Raw genomic sequence first — 17,938 nt, 5'->3', positions numbered from 1 at the left:
GTCGTTCATGCGGTTAGTTTAATCATACAGGACCACTATAAAAAATTAATCCTCATAAAGTATGTTTTTACTGGTTGGCAGACAACCGGCTCATTCCTTTGTTAATTCCTAGTAGAGCTAAGCCAATTACAATGAATAACCACCATTGTATATGGATGACTGGACCAATTCCATCAAAGAAAAAACCAATTCCTAAAACAAAAGCAAATGCTGCCATACTGAATAATCCTGAGTACACATAAATTTTCCATTCCTGATTTGCCGGTTTGAAAACAGTAGAGCGGATAATACGGAAAATGAAAAAAACTCCAATCACTCCAACAAGAATTAATGCCACTAAAATCATTAAACCGCTTCCTAAAGCAAAATCATTTTCTACAGAAGTAAAAATAGAAATGGCAGCATTTATTATTCCATAAGAAACTGCAAACCAACCGACTAGCCCCAATATTCCTGACGCGAAAAGCAACATGAGATTTCTCTTGTCTTCATTCGGCATATTGGCAATGAGTTCATCTGCATAGGTTTCAGGAGAATCACCGAAAAGATCTGCAGCAGCTTTACCATTTTCTTGCGCTTCGATCAAATGGTCTAGTAAATCCATTAATAATTCTTCTGCTGCCTGTTCATTGACTCGTAAGTCTGTCCGGATATATAGCAATAAATCTTCGTAAATTTTCTCGTTTTCCGCATTTAAAAAATCTCTTTTGTGGTTATTCTCTTTAATTAATTCCATTGTCTCCCTCATATCCTCCACCCCTTTTCAATAATTGGCTGACCGGTTTGGCGATTTCCAGCCATTCAGCAGCAATTTGTTCCAACTCCGCTTTTCCTTGATCGGTCAAAAAATAATATTTGCGGTTGGGTCCCGATGCAGACGGCCTCATTTCACCTCGGATAAATCCGTTTTTCTGAAGCCTCAGCAATACCGGATATATGGTGCCGTCACTGATGTCCGGCAAACCGATTCCTTGCAGTTTTTGCGAAAGCTCATAGCCATAAACAGGCTGTTCTTCTACTACCGCCATGACACAAGCATCCAGTACCCCTTTCAGCAACTGGCTTCTGAGAGCCATATCTGTTCCTCCTTACGGTACTTGGCGATACATGATAGTGATCCAAAAAAATAACTACCTTGCATTACCAATTAGTTGTTTTCATTGTATTCATTCAATTTCATTTTGTCAACCAATTCTCTTGATTCATTATAAAAACCGACCAAGAGGCCGGCTTTACAAAGTTCCTGCTTTTAATTTTTCGTGCCAATCCGCAAGCATCGGCATGTCGTTTTCACTAATAGCACCGGTATTTAAAGCTTGTTCCACCAGTGTAGAAAAATCCGTCAACGTATGGAACGTATAGCCTGCTCCGGTAATCGCTTGGATCGACTGCGGCAACTCGTAAGTGAAGATGGCTACGATGCCCAATACTTCAAAACCGGCTGCTTCAAGTGCCTGTGCCGCCTGCAGCACCGATCCGCCTTTAGAGATGAGGTCTTCCACCACTACCACTTTTTGGCCAGGCTCAATTTTGCCTTCGATCATGTTCGTTTGGCCATGCTCTTTCGCTTTGGACCGGACATAGACCATCGGCAATTCAAGCAAGTCGCTGACCCATGCTGCATGCGGGATTCCCGCAGTCGCTGTTCCGGCAACCACTTGGCATTCCGGATAATACGCTTTGATGGTTTCTGCTAATCCAGCCGCAATGTCTTTGCGCACCGCGGGATAGGACATCGTCAGGCGATTGTCACAGTAAATCGGTGATTTGACCCCTGATGCCCACGTAAAAGGATCTTGCGGACGCAACTCGACCGCTCCGATGGATAATAAGTGGTCTGCAATTTCATTTTTCAAGATCTTCCACTCCATTCTGCTGCAATTTGTGCATAGCTTTCTGCCGGATTCTCCGACTTCGTGATAGCTCGCCCAACGACGATATGGCTAGAGCCTTTTACACGCGCTTCCGCAGGTGTCGCCACCCGTTTTTGATCATCGGCTGAAACCGATGCCGGCCGTATTCCCGGTGTCACCATAAGGAAATCCGGGCCGCAGACTTTGGTGATGGCTTCAGCTTCCAGAACCGAACAAACCACTCCGTCCAACCCTGCCTGCATCGCCCGCTTTGCATAATGCAGCACGGATTCTTCAAGGCTGACATAGACAAGCTGATCTTCATGCATCTCTTCTTCGCTCGTCGACGTCAATTGCGTGACGGCAATGAGTTTTGTGCTGCTGCCTGCCAATCCGCGTTTGGCGGCTCTCATCATTTCCAGCCCGCCTGCGGCATGGACGTTGACCATGTCCACACCCAGTTTGGCCAAGCCCCGCATAGCGGATTCCACCGTATTCGGAATATCGTGCAGTTTCAGGTCCAGGAAAATGTCGTGCCCCTGTGACTTGATGTAACGGATGAGATCCGGACCTTCCTGGAAATAAAGTTCCATGCCCACTTTCACAAAAAGCGGCTCGGAAAACCGCGACAGAAGTTCCTCTACTTGTTCCTTCGATGCAAAATCTAAAGCGATGATGGGTTTATTCACAGACGGTGGCTCCTTCCGACAAGTTCTTTTACCGAATCAAATCCAAGTTCATGCAAGCGTTCAGGCAATTGCCCAATAATTTCGGGACAGACAAAAGGATTGACGAAGTTGGCTGTACCGACAGCCACTGCACTGGCCCCAGCTGATAAGAAGTCGATGACATCATCCACATTGGTGACGCCGCCCATTCCGATAATCGGCAGCTTGGTGTGCTTGCTGACTTCGTAGACCATCCGCAGCGCTACCGGCTTGATGGCAGGACCTGACAAGCCCCCTGTGATGTTGGCGATGATCGGGCGTCCTGTTTTGGTGTCCATGCGCATGCCGAGCAGTGTATTGATCATGGTGATGCCATCCGCTCCACCTTCTTCGACCGCTTTGGCGATCGACACGATATCCGTGACATTCGGCGATAATTTGATATAGACAGGCACGGAAGAAACTTCTTTCACTGCACGCGTCAGTTCGCGGGCTACATCCGGGTCTGTTCCAAAAGTGATGCCGCCGAGTTTGACGTTCGGGCAGGAAATATTGATTTCCAGTGCATGGACATTCGGCGCCTCCGAAATGGCTTTCGCGACTTCCACATAATCTTCAGTCGTCGTGCCAGCCACGTTCGCGATGATCGGCACATCGTATTGTTCAAGCCAAGGCAGTTCCTGCCCCGCTACTTTTTCAAGTCCGGGATTTTGCAGTCCGATGGCATTCAACATGCCGGATGCCGTTTCCGCAACCCGCGGCGTCGGATTTCCCAGCCGCGTTTCAACCGTCGTCGCTTTGATCATGATGGCGCCAAGCTGAGACAAGTCGTACAACTGCGCATATTCTTTGCCGAACCCGAAGCAGCCGGATGCCGGCATGATTGGATTTTTTAAATCGAGTCCTGGAAGTTCAACTGTTAAATCTGTCATGAAATCACCACTCCTGCTGGAAATACCGGTCCATCTGAACATACCTTGATGTAATCCGTTTCGCTTTTCGTTGTACGGCAGACGCAGGCAAAACATGCCCCGATGCCGCAGCCCATCCGCTGTTCATAAGACAAGAAGCCTTTTTTCTGGGGATACGCCCATTGCACAGCCTCTAACATTGCCGTCGGGCCACAGCTGTAATACGTATCAAAATCACTCGGGAGTTCATTGAGAATATGCGTAACAAACCCTTGGGTGCCATGAGAGCCGTCGACTGTAGCAATATGCGTGTCGCCAAGTTCTCGGAACTTGTCTTCGTAAAACACAGCCTGCTTGCTTTCGAATCCGAGAATATGGACGGTTTCAATGCCCCGTTCATTTAATTGCTTGGCGAGTTCGTATAAAGGAGGCACACCGATGCCGCCGCCGATCAAATACGCTTTTTTCTGCGCTTCTTCCACAGGAAACCCGTGGCCGAGCGGTCCTAGGACATCCAATAGATCACCCGGTTTTTTTTCTGAAAGCAATCCGGTGCCGCGGCCTTCTGCCCGGTAAATCATCGTGAATTGTGAAGCTTCCAAATCAATGGACGCCACAGAAATCGGCCGGCGCAGCAGCGGTTCAAAGCTGTCTGCGACACGGATATGGACAAATTGCCCGGGCTCGGCCATTTCATTGGCCAGCCCGCCCTGTACCGTTAATTCAAAGATATGCTTGGCGATTTCCTGCTGTTTGACGACCTGCATGCGCTCTTGTTTGATCATACGCCTGCACCCATTTCCTCCGCAGAGAAAGTCATTGATTCGATGACACGCAGCATCGCTTCGGCTGTATCCAGCGAAGTCAGGCACGGAATGCCGTTTTCGACAGATTCGCGGCGGATGCGGAAACCGTCACGCTGTGGCTGTTTGCCTTTTGTTAACGTGTTGATGACAATTTGCGTATCGCCGTTTTGGATGACGTCCAGTAAGGTCTTGCCTTCTGATCCGATTTTTCCGATCGGCGCAACAACAATGCCTGCTTCTTCGAAAGCTTTCGCTGTGCCGCCGGTCGCCATGATCTGGTAGCCGATCGCTTTAAAGCGTTTTGCCAAACCAACCGCTTCTTCTTTGTCTTTATCTGCCACCGTCAAGAGCACAGTGCCATGATCTTTGACTTCCATGCCAGCTGCTGCCAATCCTTTGTACAACGCTTTTTCAAGTGTCGTGTCTTTGCCCATGACTTCTCCTGTCGATTTCATTTCCGGCCCAAGTGTGATGTCGACACGGCGAAGCTTCGCAAATGAGAAGACAGGGACTTTAACGAAGACGCCTTTTGAAATCGGTGCAAGCCCAGGCGTAAAGCCTTGATCGACGATGCTTTGCCCTAAAATCGCTTTTGTCGCGATATTGGCCATCGGGATCGATGTGATTTTGCTCATGAACGGAACCGTCCGGCTTGAGCGCGGGTTGACTTCGATGACGTACACTTCACCTTTGGAAATGACATATTGAATATTCAGCAACCCGACGATGTTCAGCCCTTTTGCAAGGCGCGTCGTATAGTCGACCAGCGTATCCAATAATTCCGCTGAAATATTTTGCGTTGGATAAACCGCAATCGAGTCGCCCGAATGGACGCCTGCGCGTTCGATATGCTCCATGATGCCAGGAATCAAGACGTTTTCTCCGTCCGAGATGGCATCCACTTCGATTTCAATGCCTGTCAGGTAACGGTCGACCAAGACCGGATGTTCCGGGCTTGCTTCTACGGCATGTTCCATATAATGCTTCAGGTCTTCCTCGTTGTAGACGATTTCCATTGCGCGTCCGCCGAGTACATAAGATGGGCGGACCAAGACCGGATAGCCGATGTCTGCTGCAATGATGATTGCTTCTTCTGCGTTGACAGCCGTTTTGCCTAATGGCTGTGGAATGCCGATTTCGTGAAGGGCCGCTTCGAATTTATTGCGGTTTTCTGCACGGTCTGTATCTTCCAGTGATGTACCCAAAATGGTAACACCATTCTGTTCCAGCTTCTCGGCCAAGTTGATGGCTGTCTGTCCGCCGAATTGGACGACGACGCCTTTCGGCTGCTCCAAGTCGACGATGTGCATGACATCTTCGATCGTCAACGGTTCGAAATAGAGTTTGTCTGAAATCGAGAAATCCGTTGAAACGGTTTCCGGGTTGTTGTTGACGATGATCGCTTCATAGCCTGCTTCTTTAATTGCCCAGACAGAATGCACGGTTGCGTAGTCGAATTCGACTCCTTGTCCGATGCGGATCGGTCCTGAACCGAGAACAATGACCGATTCTTTGTCCGTTTTCACTGATTCGTTTTCATCTTCATACGTACCGTAGAAATAAGGCGTTTCGGATTCGAACTCTGCCGCGCATGTATCGACCATCTTATAGACCGGCATTAAGTTATTTTCTTTGCGCCAGTTGTACACTTGCTGTTCCGTCGTATTCCATAGTTTGGCGATTGTCCGGTCAGCAAAGCCAAGGCGTTTCGCACGCTTGGCAGTATCGTAGTCGAAAGCGGCGTTTTTCAGCACATCTTCGTATTTGACGATGTTCTCGAACTTTTTCAAGAAGAATAGATCGATTTGGCTCCATTCATTGATGGTTTCAATTGTCACGCCTCGGCGCAGCGCTTCTCCGATAAAGAACAAACGCTCATCTCCCGCACGGCAGATGCGTTTTTGTATCCACTCATCGCTCATGGCATCCGCATTTTTCAGCTCCAGATGGAATTGTCCTGTCTCCAATGACCGGACCGCTTTCAAGATGGATTCTTCAAAAGTACGGCCCATCGCCATCACTTCGCCTGTCGCTTTCATCTGTGTACCCAGATTGCGTTTTGCTGCTTCGAACTTATCGAAAGGCCAGCGCGGAATCTTTGTTACAACGTAATCCAGTGCAGGTTCGAATGCAGCATAGGTCCGGCCCGTGACTGGGTTCATCATTTCATCCAAGGTCAGGCCGACTGCGATTTTGGCAGCCAGTTTGGCGATCGGGTAACCGGTCGCTTTTGAAGCCAGAGCTGAAGACCGGCTGACACGCGGGTTTACTTCGATGATGTAGTAATTAAAGCTGAATGGATCGAGTGCCAGCTGCACGTTGCAGCCGCCTTCGATTTTCAATGCGCGGATGATCTTCAGCGACACGTTGCGCAGCATCTGGTATTCACGGTCCGATAAGGTCTGGCTTGGTGCCACGACAATCGAATCGCCAGTATGGATGCCGACCGGATCGATGTTCTCCATGTTGCAGACAACTATCGCCGTATCGTTTTTATCGCGCATCACTTCGTATTCGATTTCCTTGAAGCCGGCGATTGATTTTTCCAGCAAGCATTGTGTAACCGGGCTGTATTTCAAACCACTGGCGACGATTTCCTGGAGCTGTTCATAATCGTGGCAAATGCCTCCACCCGTTCCGCCTAACGTGAAGGCCGGACGGACGATGACCGGATAACCGACACGTGCGACAAAGTTTTCGGCTTCTGCCATGTTGTGGATGATGTCTGAATCCGGCACCGGTTCTCCGAGCTCGTTCATCAAGGTTCTGAACAAATCACGGTCTTCCGCTTTATGGATCGCTTCAAGCTTAGTGCCCAAGATTTCAATATTCAATTCGTCCAAAATTCCTGACTCGTCGAGCTCAATCGCCATGTTCAGCCCAGTCTGGCCACCAAGTGTCGGAAGCAAGGCATCAGGCCGCTCTTTGCGCAGAATGCGGCTGACGAACTCCAAAGTGATCGGTTCGATATAGACTTTATCTGCAATTTCGGTATCCGTCATGATGGTCGCCGGATTCGAGTTGATCAGGATGACGCGATAGCCTTCTTCTTTTAGAGCCAGGCAGGCTTGCGTTCCTGCATAGTCGAACTCTGCTGCTTGTCCGATGACGATTGGTCCGGATCCGATTACGAGTATACTTTGAATATCTTGTCTTTTAGGCATGTTGTTGCTCCTTTCGAGTTGCGTTCATAACATCAATAAAGCGGTCGAATAAGTAGTTCGAGTCTTCCGGTCCCGGTGAGGATTCCGGATGGTACTGGACAGTGAATGCAGGATAGTCCAGATGTGCCAGTCCTTCATTCGTTCCGTCGTTCAATGCGCTGTGCGTCACTTTCAACCGGGTGCCTTGAAGCGTCTCTTCATCTACAGCGTAGCCATGGTTTTGGGAAGTGATTTCAATTTTACCGGTGACCAGATCGCGTACCGGATGGTTGCCTCCCCGATGGCCGAACTTCAGTTTAAACGTATCCGCTCCGCAGGCTCTCGCGAACAATTGATGCCCTAGGCAAATGCCGAAAATCGGAACTTCTCCAAGCAGCTCGCGGACCACTTCTACGCATTCTTCCACGTCTTTTGGATCTCCCGGGCCATTCGACAGCATGACGCCGTCCGGCCCCCATGCCAAAATTTCTTTTGAGGAAGTATTGTACGGCACGACGATGACGTCGCAGTCACGGTTGTTAAGCTCGCGCAGGATGCCATGCTTCATGCCATAATCGATCAGCACCACTCGTTTGCCGCGTCCCGGACTTGGATAAGGGCGTGCTGTTGAAACTTGTGACACTTGATTGCTTGGCAAAACGGTTGCTTGAAGGGTCTTGACCACTTCTTCAACTTGAACGTCTTCACCTGCTGCAGTCAATACGCCTTTGATGGAACCTTTCGAACGGATCAGACGCGTCAATTTCCGTGTATCAATTCCTGAAATTCCGGGAATGTCTTTAATTTTGAATAATTCATCCAGCGTTGCGTTGTTTCTGAAATTGGATGGGAACTCAGCGATTTCACGGACAACCATTCCTTTGACTGCCGGTTCGATTGATTCGAAATCATCGCTGTTGATGCCGTAGTTGCCGATCAGCGGGTAAGTCATAGTGACGATTTGTCCGCAGTAAGAAGGATCTGACAAGATTTCCTGATAGCCGGTCATGCTGGTATTAAAAACGATTTCCCCTACTGAAGCGCCCTCGCCCCCGAATGCTGTTCCTTCAAATACCGTACCGTCTTCTAAGATCAAATAACGTTTCATCAATTTGTCTCCTCCTGCCATACGATTTCTCCGCCAAAAATGGTCATTACCGGCCAGCCTGTACAACTCCAGCCGTCAAATGGTGTATTTCTGCCTTTTGATAAAAAGGCATCTGCTTGAATCGTCTGCTCTTTTTCCAGATCCAGCAGTACCAAGTCTGCTGTTTGTCCGGGTTCCATGCTGCCATACGGCAACTGGAAAGTTTCACTCGGCTTGATCGTCAGCCAGTCGATCAATTGCTGCAGCGTCCATTTGCCTGTTTTGACAAACTTGCTGTAGAGCAGTGGAAATGCTGTTTCAAATCCCACGATGCCGAACATCGAACCGTTCATGCCGTTTGTTTTCTCTGCCGCTGTATGGGGAGCATGGTCCGTTGCAATAAAGTCCAGCGTCCCGTCAAGCAAGCCTTCGTGCAATGCCTGCCAATCTTCCTTCGCGCGGAGCGGTGGGTTCATCTTGTAATTCGCGTCGTCTGAAGGAATGTCATCTTCTGTCAACAACAAGTGGTGCGGCGTCACTTCAGCTGTGACGCGGACCCCTGCCCGTTTGGCATCACGGATGACGCGGACCGATTCTTTCGTACTGACGTGGCAGACATGATAATGTGCGCCTGCTGCTTCCGCAAGAAGGATGTCGCGTGCGATATGCACCGATTCCGCAATCGACGGTATGCCCTTCAACCCCAACTCTTTGCTGCGCTTGCCTTCGTGCATGACACCGTCGTAGATCAGGCTATTGTCTTCACAATGGGCCACGACTGCCATATCGATTTTCGCTGCATCCTGCATCGTTTCATACATCATTCCTGCCTGCTGTATGCCGACGCCGTCATCAGTGAAAGCGAATGCGCCGTTTTCCTTGAGTTCCTGCAAGTTCGTGCGTTCTTTTCCGGCTTCCCTGATCGTGATAGAGGCGTACGGCAAAACCCGGATAAGCGCATTTTTCTCGATCAATCCGTTGACCAGCTGCAGATTTTCTTTCGTATCGGGTACAGGGCGTGTATTCGGCATGGCGCAAATGGTTGTGAATCCGCCTTTAGCTGCTGACTTCGTCCCGCTTTCGATCGTTTCTTTCTGCTCACCGCCCGGTTCACGCAAATGCACGTGGACATCAACAAATCCTGGTGCGATCATCCGGCCTTTGCCGTCAATTTCTGTTTCGTTGTTCGCTGCTAACTCTTGACCGATTTCATCAATCTTGCCATCTGTGATGCGAACATTCGTTGGTGCCAATTCTCCATCTTGCAGCATGTTTACGTTTTTAATGAATAAATTCAATTCAATCTCTCCCTTTCAATGCGTATTCAAGTACTGCCATCCGGACAAATACTCCGTTAGCCATCTGTTTGAAGATCCGTGAGCGTTCACATTCAACGAGGCAATCTGCAATCTCCACGCCTCGGTTGATGGGCGCCGGATGCATGATGATGGCACCGTCTTTCATTCTTTTCTCCCGTTCAACCGTCAAGCCGTACTGCTCATGGTAATTATCCTTCGAAAAGAGAGCTGATACGGCGTGGCGTTCATGCTGAACCCGAAGCATCATCACGACATCCGTCTTGTCAATAAAGTCATCCAAGTGTTCCGATGAATCATACTCACCGCTCCACTCAGCCGGACAGATGAAGTTCACTTCTGCACCCAACTGCTGAAGAGCCGCTGCATTCGATTTTGCCACACGGCTGTGTGCGATATCTCCGACGATCGTCACATGTACGCCTTCGATGCGGCCAAACTCTTGAAAAATCGTCAACAAGTCCAGCAAGGACTGCGTCGGATGCTGCCCCGATCCATCTCCTCCGTTGATGACCGCTACCTGGCAGCCTTCAAGCTGCTGGTAATATTCTTCTTCTTCATGGCGAATGATGACTGCGTCCACGCCGATCGATTCCATCGTCTTGACTGTGTCGTACAGCGTTTCCCCTTTCAAGATGCTGGAAAAAGCTGTTTCAAAGGGCAGCACCGCCAACCCCATTTTGTGCTCGGCCATTTCAAAGCTCATCTTCGTCCGCGTGCTCGGTTCAAAAAACAGATTGACGACCGCCCCATCGATTGGGGCCTTTTCTCCCTGCCGGAATTGTTCTGCACGTTCCAGCAAACTCATAATCGTTTTATTTTCCAGGTTGTTCATGGATAGTAAGTTCGGCATAGTCTTCTCATCCTTTCATCCATCCTACAAAAAAAACACCTTCCCAGGGGCAGGAAGGTGTGAGGAAAAAAGGGCAGAGTACTCCCCATTCTTCAACCCTTTCCATGCCTCTCTGGACATTCATTAAAAGGTGATTATTCAGTTCCGTCATCTAATTCGTTTTTGTCCAGACCCGGCAGTATCAAATTCAGAATTACGCCGACAATTGCTGCGAGCGCCATTCCTTCAATCGAGAAGGTTTCACTGAACTCCAGCTTGGCTCCTCCGATGCCGATGACCAGGATAACCGAGGAGATCACCAAATTGCGGTTATTGCCGAAATCGATGTTATTGTCCACCAGCATGCGCAATCCGGAAGAAGCGATGATGCCGAACAGCAGGATGGAAATTCCGCCAAGAACTGCTGTCGGAATCGTCTCGATGACTGCCATCAGTTTGCCGAAGAAAGAAAAGACGATGGCGAATATAGCAGCACCGAGGATGACATAGACCGAGAACACTTTCGTGATGGCCAATACACCGATGTTTTCACCGTATGTGGTCTTTGGTGGACCGCCGACCAGTGAAGAGATGAACGTTCCGATTCCGTCGCCCAAGATTGAGCGGTGCAAGCCCGGATCTTTTATGTAATTGCGGCCTACGATTTTGCCGAGAACCAGCTGATGTCCGATATGTTCAGAAATCGTGACGATGGCAATCGGAACCATGACGAACAGCAAGGTGGGTGTTACTTGGAATGAATAATCCACTCCTGGAATCAGGAATTCCGGCACTGCAAACCATTTCGCTGAACTGATTGCCGTGTAATCGATGATGCCGATCGCGGCTGAGTAGCCGTAACCCACGATGATGCCGATCAGGATGGGCATCAAGGAAATGATGTTCTTGAAGTAAATATTGCAGATGATCGCGGTCATCAATGTTACGAGCGCTGCTGAGAAATGCAGCAGGCTGTACTCCGAAGCGTCGCCGACTGGAATAGTCATTGCCATATCCACCGCTGTTCCGGATAAAGCCAGTCCGATGACGATGATGACAGGCCCCACCACAATCGGAGGCAGCAATTTCATCAGCCATTGATAGCCTGTCTTCCAGATGATCAGCGCGACGATGGCGTAAACCAGTGACACGAACATGGCACCGATCATTGCAGATCCGATTCCGCCGGTTTCAGTGGCGATGGTAATCGGCACGATAAAGGCGAATGAAGATCCCAGATAGGCCGGCACTTTGAATTGGGTGATGATGATGAAGATGATCGTGGCAATGCCGCTTGTCAATAAGGCGATGGCCGGGCTCAAGCCGACCAACTGTGGAACCAGGATGGTCGCGCCGAACATCGCGAACATATGCTGCAGGCTTAATGAAATCCATTGCCCGGCTTTCGGTTTATCGTGTACATCTAAAATGGCTTCGCTCAATTTCCGTTCTCCCCTGTCTCTAACTCTTTATTCGTGAATGGCTACCCGGTCAACCTGATCGCTTTCAATCATCTGGACGACAATCCGTTCATCGCTTGAAGTCGGAATGTTTTTTCCGACAAAATCCGCACGGATCGGCAATTCACGATGGCCCCGGTCAATCAGCACTGCCAGTTGGATTTGTGAGGGCCTCCCCAAATCCATAACTGCGTCCATCGCAGCCCGGACTGTCCGCCCTGTGTAAAGCACATCGTCCACCAGAATCACTTTTTTATCGAGAATGCTGTGCTTGATGTCCACCTGTTGGACTAGCGGCTCCTGATTTTTCGTTTTGACGCTCAAATCGTCTCTGTAAAGGGTGATATCGAGTTCCCCTTCCATTATGGGACGCCCTTCGATCTTTTCAATCTTTTCTGCCAGCCGCTTCGCAATGAAAGCTCCCCGCGTTTTGATGCCGACCAGTATGCATTCATCGATGCCTTTGTTCCGCTCGATAATTTCGTGTGCAATGCGTGTGATCGCTCGGCTGATCGCCTGTTCATCCAAAATATCCGCTTTTTCAACCATGAGATCCGCTCCTTTTCTGCAAATAAAAAACCTCTTGCCTGAGAGGCAAGAGGATAGATGCGCAGAAAAATTCAGCACGGAAGACAGACTTCCGGCTTGCGTAAATACCTTCTCAGCCTCTCTGGACTGTTATTAAAGGTGTTCAATATTCGATTCGTTTTTTCAAGTATAGATATAGATGGTGTGGTTTGTCAATCCTTGTCTCGAAGAGATTCAAGAAGTTCTGCAAATTCAGCCGGCGGCTCTGCAGAAAACTCCATGTATTCATTCGTTTTCGGGTGAACAAATCCGATTACTTCAGCGTGCAATGCTTGTCCGCCAATATCCATCGTTTTTTTCGGTCCGTATTTCGGGTCGCCCACAAGCGGATAGCCGATATACTTCATATGAACACGGATTTGATGGGTTCTTCCGGTTTCCAAGCGGCATTCCACCAGCGTGAAATTGCCGAAACGCTCTAAGACACGGAAATGTGTCACGGCATGCTTGCCTTTATCGACGATTGCCATGTTCTGGCGTTCTTTCGGATCACGGGCAATCGGCGCCTGGATTGTTCCTTTATCATGCGGAATATGGCCATGGACCAATGCCACGTATTTGCGTGTTACAGTTTTTTTCACCAATTGATCAACCAATGAGGTGTGGGCAACGTCATTTTTCGCCACCATCAGCAAACCAGATGTATCTTTATCGATTCTATGGACAATTCCTGGGCGTACGACGCCGTTGATTCCTGAAAGGTCTGTGCAGTGATGCATAAGGCCATTGACCAATGTCCCTTTGGCATGTCCGGGAGCCGGGTGAACAACCATGCCTTTCGGTTTGTTGACGACCAGCACATCCTCGTCTTCGTAAACGATTTCCAAGTTAAGGTCTTCGGGCACGACATCCAGTTCTTCAAGCTCTGGAGGTGTGACGATGATGACATCCTGCAAACGCACTTTGTAATTCGGCTTCACGGTAATGCCGTTCACTTTTACCGCACCTTCTTTAACCCAGTTCGCGATCTGTGAACGCGACCAGTCTTCATCTATCGATGACACGGCTTTATCTACTCGTTCGCCGGCCATTTCTTCTGTGATTTCAATCGTTAAATCTTCCATTAAGACACCTTTTTCTTTTGTTGTTTTTCGTCATAAATAATATAGATGATCATCAATACGACACCGATCGTTAAAGCGGCATCCGCAACATTAAATATCGGAAAATCATAATTGATCACTGGAATCAGCACATCAACAAAATCGACGACTTCCCCACGCAGCATGCGATCAATAAAATTGCCGACTGCTCCGCCTAAAAGAACCATCAGGCTCAGCTGGAATAAAGGCTGTCCATTTGCATGTTTATGAAAATAGTATAGAATTCCGATGATGACCGCTACCGTGATGATTGCAAACAGCCACATCTGCCCTTCCAGCATCCCCCAGGCAGCGCCACGGTTGCGGTGTGAAAGCCACCCGAGATAAGGGTCGATCACTGAAATCCGTTCACCCAATTCCATATTCTTCAGGACCAGCCATTTTGTCCATTGATCCAATGCAATTATCAACAATGCGATTCCATAATAAATAAACATCCGTATCCTCCGTCAATTCAGCAGTCAATCTATTTTAACACAATGTCAGCAAAAAAAGTAAAGGTCTGAAAAACCGGCATTCCGGTTTTCCAGACCTCTACTATCGGCTTTATCCATTGCTGGAATTAAGCGTATTGTGTTTCTACGACACTTGCACAGCGCGGGCATAATGCCGGATGCGCTTCACTTTGGCCAATTTCTTCTGAAATCGTCCAGCAGCGTTCGCATTTTTCGCCTTCAGCTTTTTCGACTGTTACCGAAACTTCGTTCAGTTTCACTGCGTGAGCCGGTGCCTGGCCTTGTGTACCACCGTATTCGTATTTGGATACGATGAACAATTGGGCCAGGTTGTCGTCTGTTGAAGCGAGCAATGCGGCCAATTCTTCATTGCCGTAAACTGTCACTTTCGCTTCCAGTGATTTACCGATCGTTTTAGCTGCACGCGCTTCTTCAAGTGCTTTCAGCACGTCATCGCGAACATCCATGAAACGGCTCCATTTTTCATCCAGGCCTTCAAATGCCGGATTGGAAACTGCTTCTGGGAAGTCGGTCAATTGAACACTTTCTTCTTCAACAAAGCTCAGGTATGACCATAATTCATCTGCTGTATGCGGGATGATCGGCGCTGACAGCTTAAGAATCGCCATCAGTGAATCGAACATTACTGTCTGCATAGCACGACGATGCGGGTGATCCTGGCTTTCGATGTAAACAACGTCTTTCGCTACATCCAAGTAGAATGAGCTTAAGTCATTTGAACAATAATTGTTCAATGCATGATAGATGGATGAGAACTCGTAAGTTTCATATGCATTGCGGACGGTTTCCACCATTTTCTGCAATTTCATCGCCATGTACTGATCCATTTCGCGCATATCTTCAAATGCCACGCGGTGCTCTTTTTCATTGAAATCAGCCAAGTTTCCGTGAAGGAACTTCAGCGTATTACGGATTTTCCGGTAAACTTCCGATACTTGCTTGAAGTTCTCGTCAGACACACGGACGTCCGCTGTGTAATCTACAGAAGCCACCCATAAACGCAGGATATCCGCTCCCATTTGATTCATCACTTTAGCTGGCACGATGACGTTGCCCAGTGATTTACTCATCTTGCGGCCATTGCCGTCAAGCGTAAAGCCATGGCTCAGGATGCCTTTATATGGTGCGATGCCGTTGATGGCTACGCTTGTCGTCAACGATGAGTTGAACCAGCCACGGTATTGGTCAGATCCTTCAAGATAAAGGTCAGCCGGGTATTGCAGATCTTCGCGCTCAACCAGTACACCTTGGTGAGATGATCCTGAATCGAACCAGACATCCATGATGTCCATTTCTTTTGTGAACAAGCCGTTCGGGCTGCTCGGATGAGTGAATCCTGGTGGCAACAACTCTGCCGCTGGACGTTCAAACCAGATATTTGATCCGTTCTCGCGGAACAGATCCGCAATGTGGGCAATGGTTTCTTCTGTGATGACCGGATCACCGTTTTCAGCGTAGAAGACCGGAATCGGAACGCCCCACACGCGCTGGCGTGAAATATTCCAATCGCCGCGGTCACGCAGCATGTTGAACAGGCGTGTTTCGCCCCATGCCGGTGTGAAGGACGTTTCTTTGATCGCTTTCAGGATCTGATCACGGAAAGCATCGATCGAAACAAACCATTGAGCTGTCGCACGGTAAATGACCGGTTTTTTCGTCCGCCAATCATGCGGATACGAGTGTGTGATGAATGAAAGTTTTTCAAGAGCTCCTGCATTATCCAATGCTTCTGTGATGGACTTGTTGGCTTTGTCGTAGAATTCACCTTCGAATCCAGGCGCTTCGTCTGTCATGACTCCACGTTCGTCCACTGGACACAGAACATCCAGTCCGTATTTTTTGCCGATCAAGAAGTCATCTTCACCGTGTCCAGGAGCTGTATGAACGCAGCCTGTACCGGAATCGGTCGTTACGTGGTCGCCAAGCATCACTAGCGATGTGCGGTCATACAATGGATGTTTCGCCAGAATATGCTCCAACTCAGCCCCCTGCAACAGACGGACAACTTCATAATCCGTCCAGCCCAATTCATCAGCAACTTCCTTCAACAGTTCCTGTGCAATGATGTACAGCGATCCGTTTACGGAAACTTCCGCGTAATCCAATTTGGCATGTACAGAAATCCCAAGGTTTGCAGGGATTGTCCAAGGTGTCGTCGTCCAGATGACCAATTTCGTGCCTTCAGCCAATACGCCTTTGCCGTCAGTGACAGGGAAAGACACGTAGATGGACGGAGATTTTTTGTCGTGATACTCGATTTCCGCTTCAGCAAGTGACGATTCACTTGATGGGGACCAATAGACAGGTTTCAAGCCTTTATAGATATAGCCTTTATTGGCCATTTTGCCGAATACTTCAATTTGGCGTGCTTCATATGCCGGTTTTAACGTCACATAAGGATTTTCCCAATCCCCACGCACACCAATGCGTTTGAATTGCGAACGCTGGCTGTCGATTTGCTGGTAAGCATATTCTTCACAGAGTTTGCGGAACTCAGCCAGAGACATTTCTTTGCGGTTTACACCTTTATTCGTTAGAGCCTGCTCAATCGGCAAGCCGTGGGTATCCCAGCCTGGAACATATGGTGCATGGAAGCCCATCATTGAACGGGAACGGACGATCATGTCTTTCAAAACTTTGTTTAAGGCATGGCCCATATGCAAATCGCCGTTCGCATAAGGCGGTCCGTCATGAAGGACGAAGAAAGGACGCCCTTTTGTCCGGTCCAATACTTTTTTGTAAATGTCCATCTCTTCCCATTTCTTTTGCATTTCCGGTTCCCGGTTCGGCAAATTGCCGCGCATCGGAAAATCTGTTTTCGGCATCAATAAGGTATCTTTGTATTCCATCTCTATTCCTCCTGTAGGCATAATAAAAAGCCCCCATCCCTGGAAAGGGACGAGAAGCTTAGACTCGCGGTACCACCCTTGTTGCAGCTAAATAGCTGCCACTCGATCACCGTAACGTGGCGTAGACGGAATTGGATACTGTCGTTCACCAATCCTGCTCAAGAGTGATTTTCTTCCATGCATCCGTGCCAGGCTTTCACTGTCCCTGGTTCGCTTTGCCTTCCTGCATGGCGTACTGTCTCTATCAGCGCGTTTTTTTGTATGTCGTAATTATAGAAGCAGAAAGTCTCAGAGTCAAGAGTTCGACTCTTCTTTATCCTTCTCAATCTTCTCTAAGTTCTGTGTATCAATATCGTATTCCAACAACGTTTCCCAATCATCTGTATCGATCAAATCCAATTGGGCTTCAACCAACATTTTGAATCGGTTTTTGAAAATGCGCGACTGCTTTTTCAATTCTTCGATCTCTGAAGCGATGCGACGTGCTTTCGTCAATGACTCATTGACGATCCGGTCAGCGTTTTTCTCAGCTTCCTTGATGATCAATTCCGCTTCTTTCTGTGAATTCCGGCGAACCTCTTCCGAAGCTTCCTGAGCCACAAAAATCGATTTCTGCAAGGTCGACTCGATTGTATTGAAATGGCCCACACGCTCGTCGGTCGTTTTCAAACGATCTTCAAGTGCCGCCTTTTCTTTCAAAAGGATTTCATAATCTCTCATGATCTGTTCCAGGAATTCATTTACTTCATCTTCCTGATATCCTCGGAATGCTCGGCTGAATTCTTTGTTATGTATATCTAACGGGGATAATGGCATTGAGTAAACCTCTCCTTAACTTGTCATCTT

Annotated in this window: 16 protein-coding genes and 1 other annotated feature; all 16 genes read right to left on the bottom strand. The window is 48.5% G+C overall.

Going from position 1 to position 17,938, the window contains the following annotated elements:
- Positions 1-67 precede the first annotated feature (67 nt).
- Entirely contained in the window at positions 68-736 is a 669-nt protein-coding gene (locus tag QMA04_RS06285) for a DUF1129 family protein (protein ID WP_290184592.1), read from the bottom strand.
- Positions 723-1,076: a PadR family transcriptional regulator gene (locus tag QMA04_RS06280; protein WP_290184590.1), complete on the bottom strand. Its 354-nt coding sequence runs from the start codon at positions 1,074-1,076 to the stop codon at positions 723-725. The genes QMA04_RS06285 and QMA04_RS06280 overlap by 14 nt, the downstream gene beginning before the upstream one ends.
- Positions 1,077-1,232: 156 nt before the next feature.
- Positions 1,233-1,856 carry an orotate phosphoribosyltransferase gene (gene pyrE, locus QMA04_RS06275; protein ID WP_290184588.1) on the bottom strand — a complete coding sequence of 208 codons (624 nt, stop codon included), beginning with the start codon at positions 1,854-1,856 and terminating at the stop codon, positions 1,233-1,235.
- A complete protein-coding gene (gene pyrF / locus QMA04_RS06270) occupies positions 1,853-2,542 on the bottom strand; it encodes an orotidine-5'-phosphate decarboxylase (RefSeq protein ID WP_290184586.1) in 690 nt (229 codons plus the stop codon). Before pyrF ends, pyrE begins: the two co-directional genes overlap by 4 nt.
- Entirely contained in the window at positions 2,539-3,453 is a 915-nt protein-coding gene (locus tag QMA04_RS06265; RefSeq protein ID WP_191714015.1) for a dihydroorotate dehydrogenase, read from the bottom strand. The genes pyrF and QMA04_RS06265 overlap by 4 nt, the downstream gene beginning before the upstream one ends.
- Entirely contained in the window at positions 3,450-4,217 is a 768-nt protein-coding gene (locus tag QMA04_RS06260) for a dihydroorotate dehydrogenase electron transfer subunit (RefSeq protein ID WP_290184584.1), read from the bottom strand. Before QMA04_RS06260 ends, QMA04_RS06265 begins: the two co-directional genes overlap by 4 nt.
- On the bottom strand, positions 4,214-7,402 hold the full coding sequence (gene carB, locus QMA04_RS06255; RefSeq protein ID WP_290184582.1) for a carbamoyl-phosphate synthase large subunit: 3,189 nt from the start codon (positions 7,400-7,402) through the stop codon (positions 4,214-4,216). The genes QMA04_RS06260 and carB overlap by 4 nt, the downstream gene beginning before the upstream one ends.
- Positions 7,395-8,492 carry a carbamoyl phosphate synthase small subunit gene (locus QMA04_RS06250; protein ID WP_290184580.1) on the bottom strand — a complete coding sequence of 366 codons (1,098 nt, stop codon included), beginning with the start codon at positions 8,490-8,492 and terminating at the stop codon, positions 7,395-7,397. Before QMA04_RS06250 ends, carB begins: the two co-directional genes overlap by 8 nt.
- Complete coding sequence (locus QMA04_RS06245; RefSeq protein WP_290184578.1) at positions 8,489-9,766, bottom strand: dihydroorotase; 1,278 nt, start codon at positions 9,764-9,766, stop codon at positions 8,489-8,491. Before QMA04_RS06245 ends, QMA04_RS06250 begins: the two co-directional genes overlap by 4 nt.
- A gap of 1 nt (position 9,767) precedes the next feature.
- On the bottom strand, positions 9,768-10,637 hold the full coding sequence (locus QMA04_RS06240) for an aspartate carbamoyltransferase catalytic subunit (RefSeq protein WP_290184577.1): 870 nt from the start codon (positions 10,635-10,637) through the stop codon (positions 9,768-9,770).
- A 134-nt stretch (positions 10,638-10,771) separates the two neighbouring features.
- Positions 10,772-12,058 (bottom strand): solute carrier family 23 protein, encoded by a 1,287-nt coding sequence (locus tag QMA04_RS06235; RefSeq protein WP_290184574.1) that lies wholly within the window; start codon positions 12,056-12,058, stop codon positions 10,772-10,774.
- Positions 12,059-12,085: 27 nt separating this feature from the next.
- The gene (gene pyrR / locus QMA04_RS06230; protein ID WP_191714008.1) at positions 12,086-12,625 is read right to left on the bottom strand and encodes a bifunctional pyr operon transcriptional regulator/uracil phosphoribosyltransferase PyrR; all 540 of its coding nucleotides are present in this window, start codon (positions 12,623-12,625) and stop codon (positions 12,086-12,088) included.
- Positions 12,626-12,816: 191 nt separating this feature from the next.
- Positions 12,817-13,728 (bottom strand): RluA family pseudouridine synthase, encoded by a 912-nt coding sequence (locus QMA04_RS06225; protein WP_191714007.1) that lies wholly within the window; start codon positions 13,726-13,728, stop codon positions 12,817-12,819.
- Positions 13,728-14,204, bottom strand: a complete 477-nt coding sequence (gene lspA, locus QMA04_RS06220) for a signal peptidase II (protein ID WP_191714006.1) — start codon at positions 14,202-14,204, stop codon at positions 13,728-13,730. The genes QMA04_RS06225 and lspA overlap by 1 nt, the downstream gene beginning before the upstream one ends.
- Before the next feature lie 125 nt (positions 14,205-14,329).
- Positions 14,330-17,092, bottom strand: coding sequence for an isoleucine--tRNA ligase (ileS, locus tag QMA04_RS06215; protein WP_290184571.1), 2,763 nt, complete (start codon positions 17,090-17,092; stop codon positions 14,330-14,332).
- A 42-nt stretch (positions 17,093-17,134) separates the two neighbouring features.
- Positions 17,135-17,349 (bottom strand) — a binding site (T-box leader).
- A 37-nt stretch (positions 17,350-17,386) separates the two neighbouring features.
- A complete protein-coding gene (locus tag QMA04_RS06210; RefSeq protein ID WP_191714004.1) occupies positions 17,387-17,908 on the bottom strand; it encodes a DivIVA domain-containing protein in 522 nt (173 codons plus the stop codon).
- Positions 17,909-17,938: the final 30 nt, after the last annotated feature.

The sequence above is a fragment of the Planococcus sp. APC 3900 genome (genome assembly GCF_030407735.1).
In the GTDB taxonomy this organism is placed as follows: domain Bacteria; phylum Bacillota; class Bacilli; order Bacillales_A; family Planococcaceae; genus Planococcus; species Planococcus notacanthi.
The sequence above is the reverse complement of the archived record's forward strand: the minus strand, read 5'-3'. Positions and strand labels throughout refer to the sequence as shown.

Coding starts and splice junctions, on each gene's coding strand:
- ileS (WP_290184571.1), bottom strand. CDS start 17,092: ATGGAATACAAAGATACCTTATTGATGCCGAAAACAGATTTTCCGATG.
- QMA04_RS06210 (WP_191714004.1), bottom strand. CDS start 17,908: ATGCCATTATCCCCGTTAGATATACATAACAAAGAATTCAGCCGAGCA.
- QMA04_RS06260 (WP_290184584.1), bottom strand. CDS start 4,217: ATGATCAAACAAGAGCGCATGCAGGTCGTCAAACAGCAGGAAATCGCC.
- carB (WP_290184582.1), bottom strand. CDS start 7,402: ATGCCTAAAAGACAAGATATTCAAAGTATACTCGTAATCGGATCCGGA.
- QMA04_RS06285 (WP_290184592.1), bottom strand. CDS start 736: ATGGAATTAATTAAAGAGAATAACCACAAAAGAGATTTTTTAAATGCG.
- QMA04_RS06265 (WP_191714015.1), bottom strand. CDS start 3,453: ATGACAGATTTAACAGTTGAACTTCCAGGACTCGATTTAAAAAATCCA.
- QMA04_RS06225 (WP_191714007.1), bottom strand. CDS start 13,728: ATGGAAGATTTAACGATTGAAATCACAGAAGAAATGGCCGGCGAACGA.
- QMA04_RS06240 (WP_290184577.1), bottom strand. CDS start 10,637: ATGCCGAACTTACTATCCATGAACAACCTGGAAAATAAAACGATTATG.
- lspA (WP_191714006.1), bottom strand. CDS start 14,204: ATGTTTATTTATTATGGAATCGCATTGTTGATAATTGCATTGGATCAA.
- pyrR (WP_191714008.1), bottom strand. CDS start 12,625: ATGGTTGAAAAAGCGGATATTTTGGATGAACAGGCGATCAGCCGAGCG.
- QMA04_RS06280 (WP_290184590.1), bottom strand. CDS start 1,076: ATGGCTCTCAGAAGCCAGTTGCTGAAAGGGGTACTGGATGCTTGTGTC.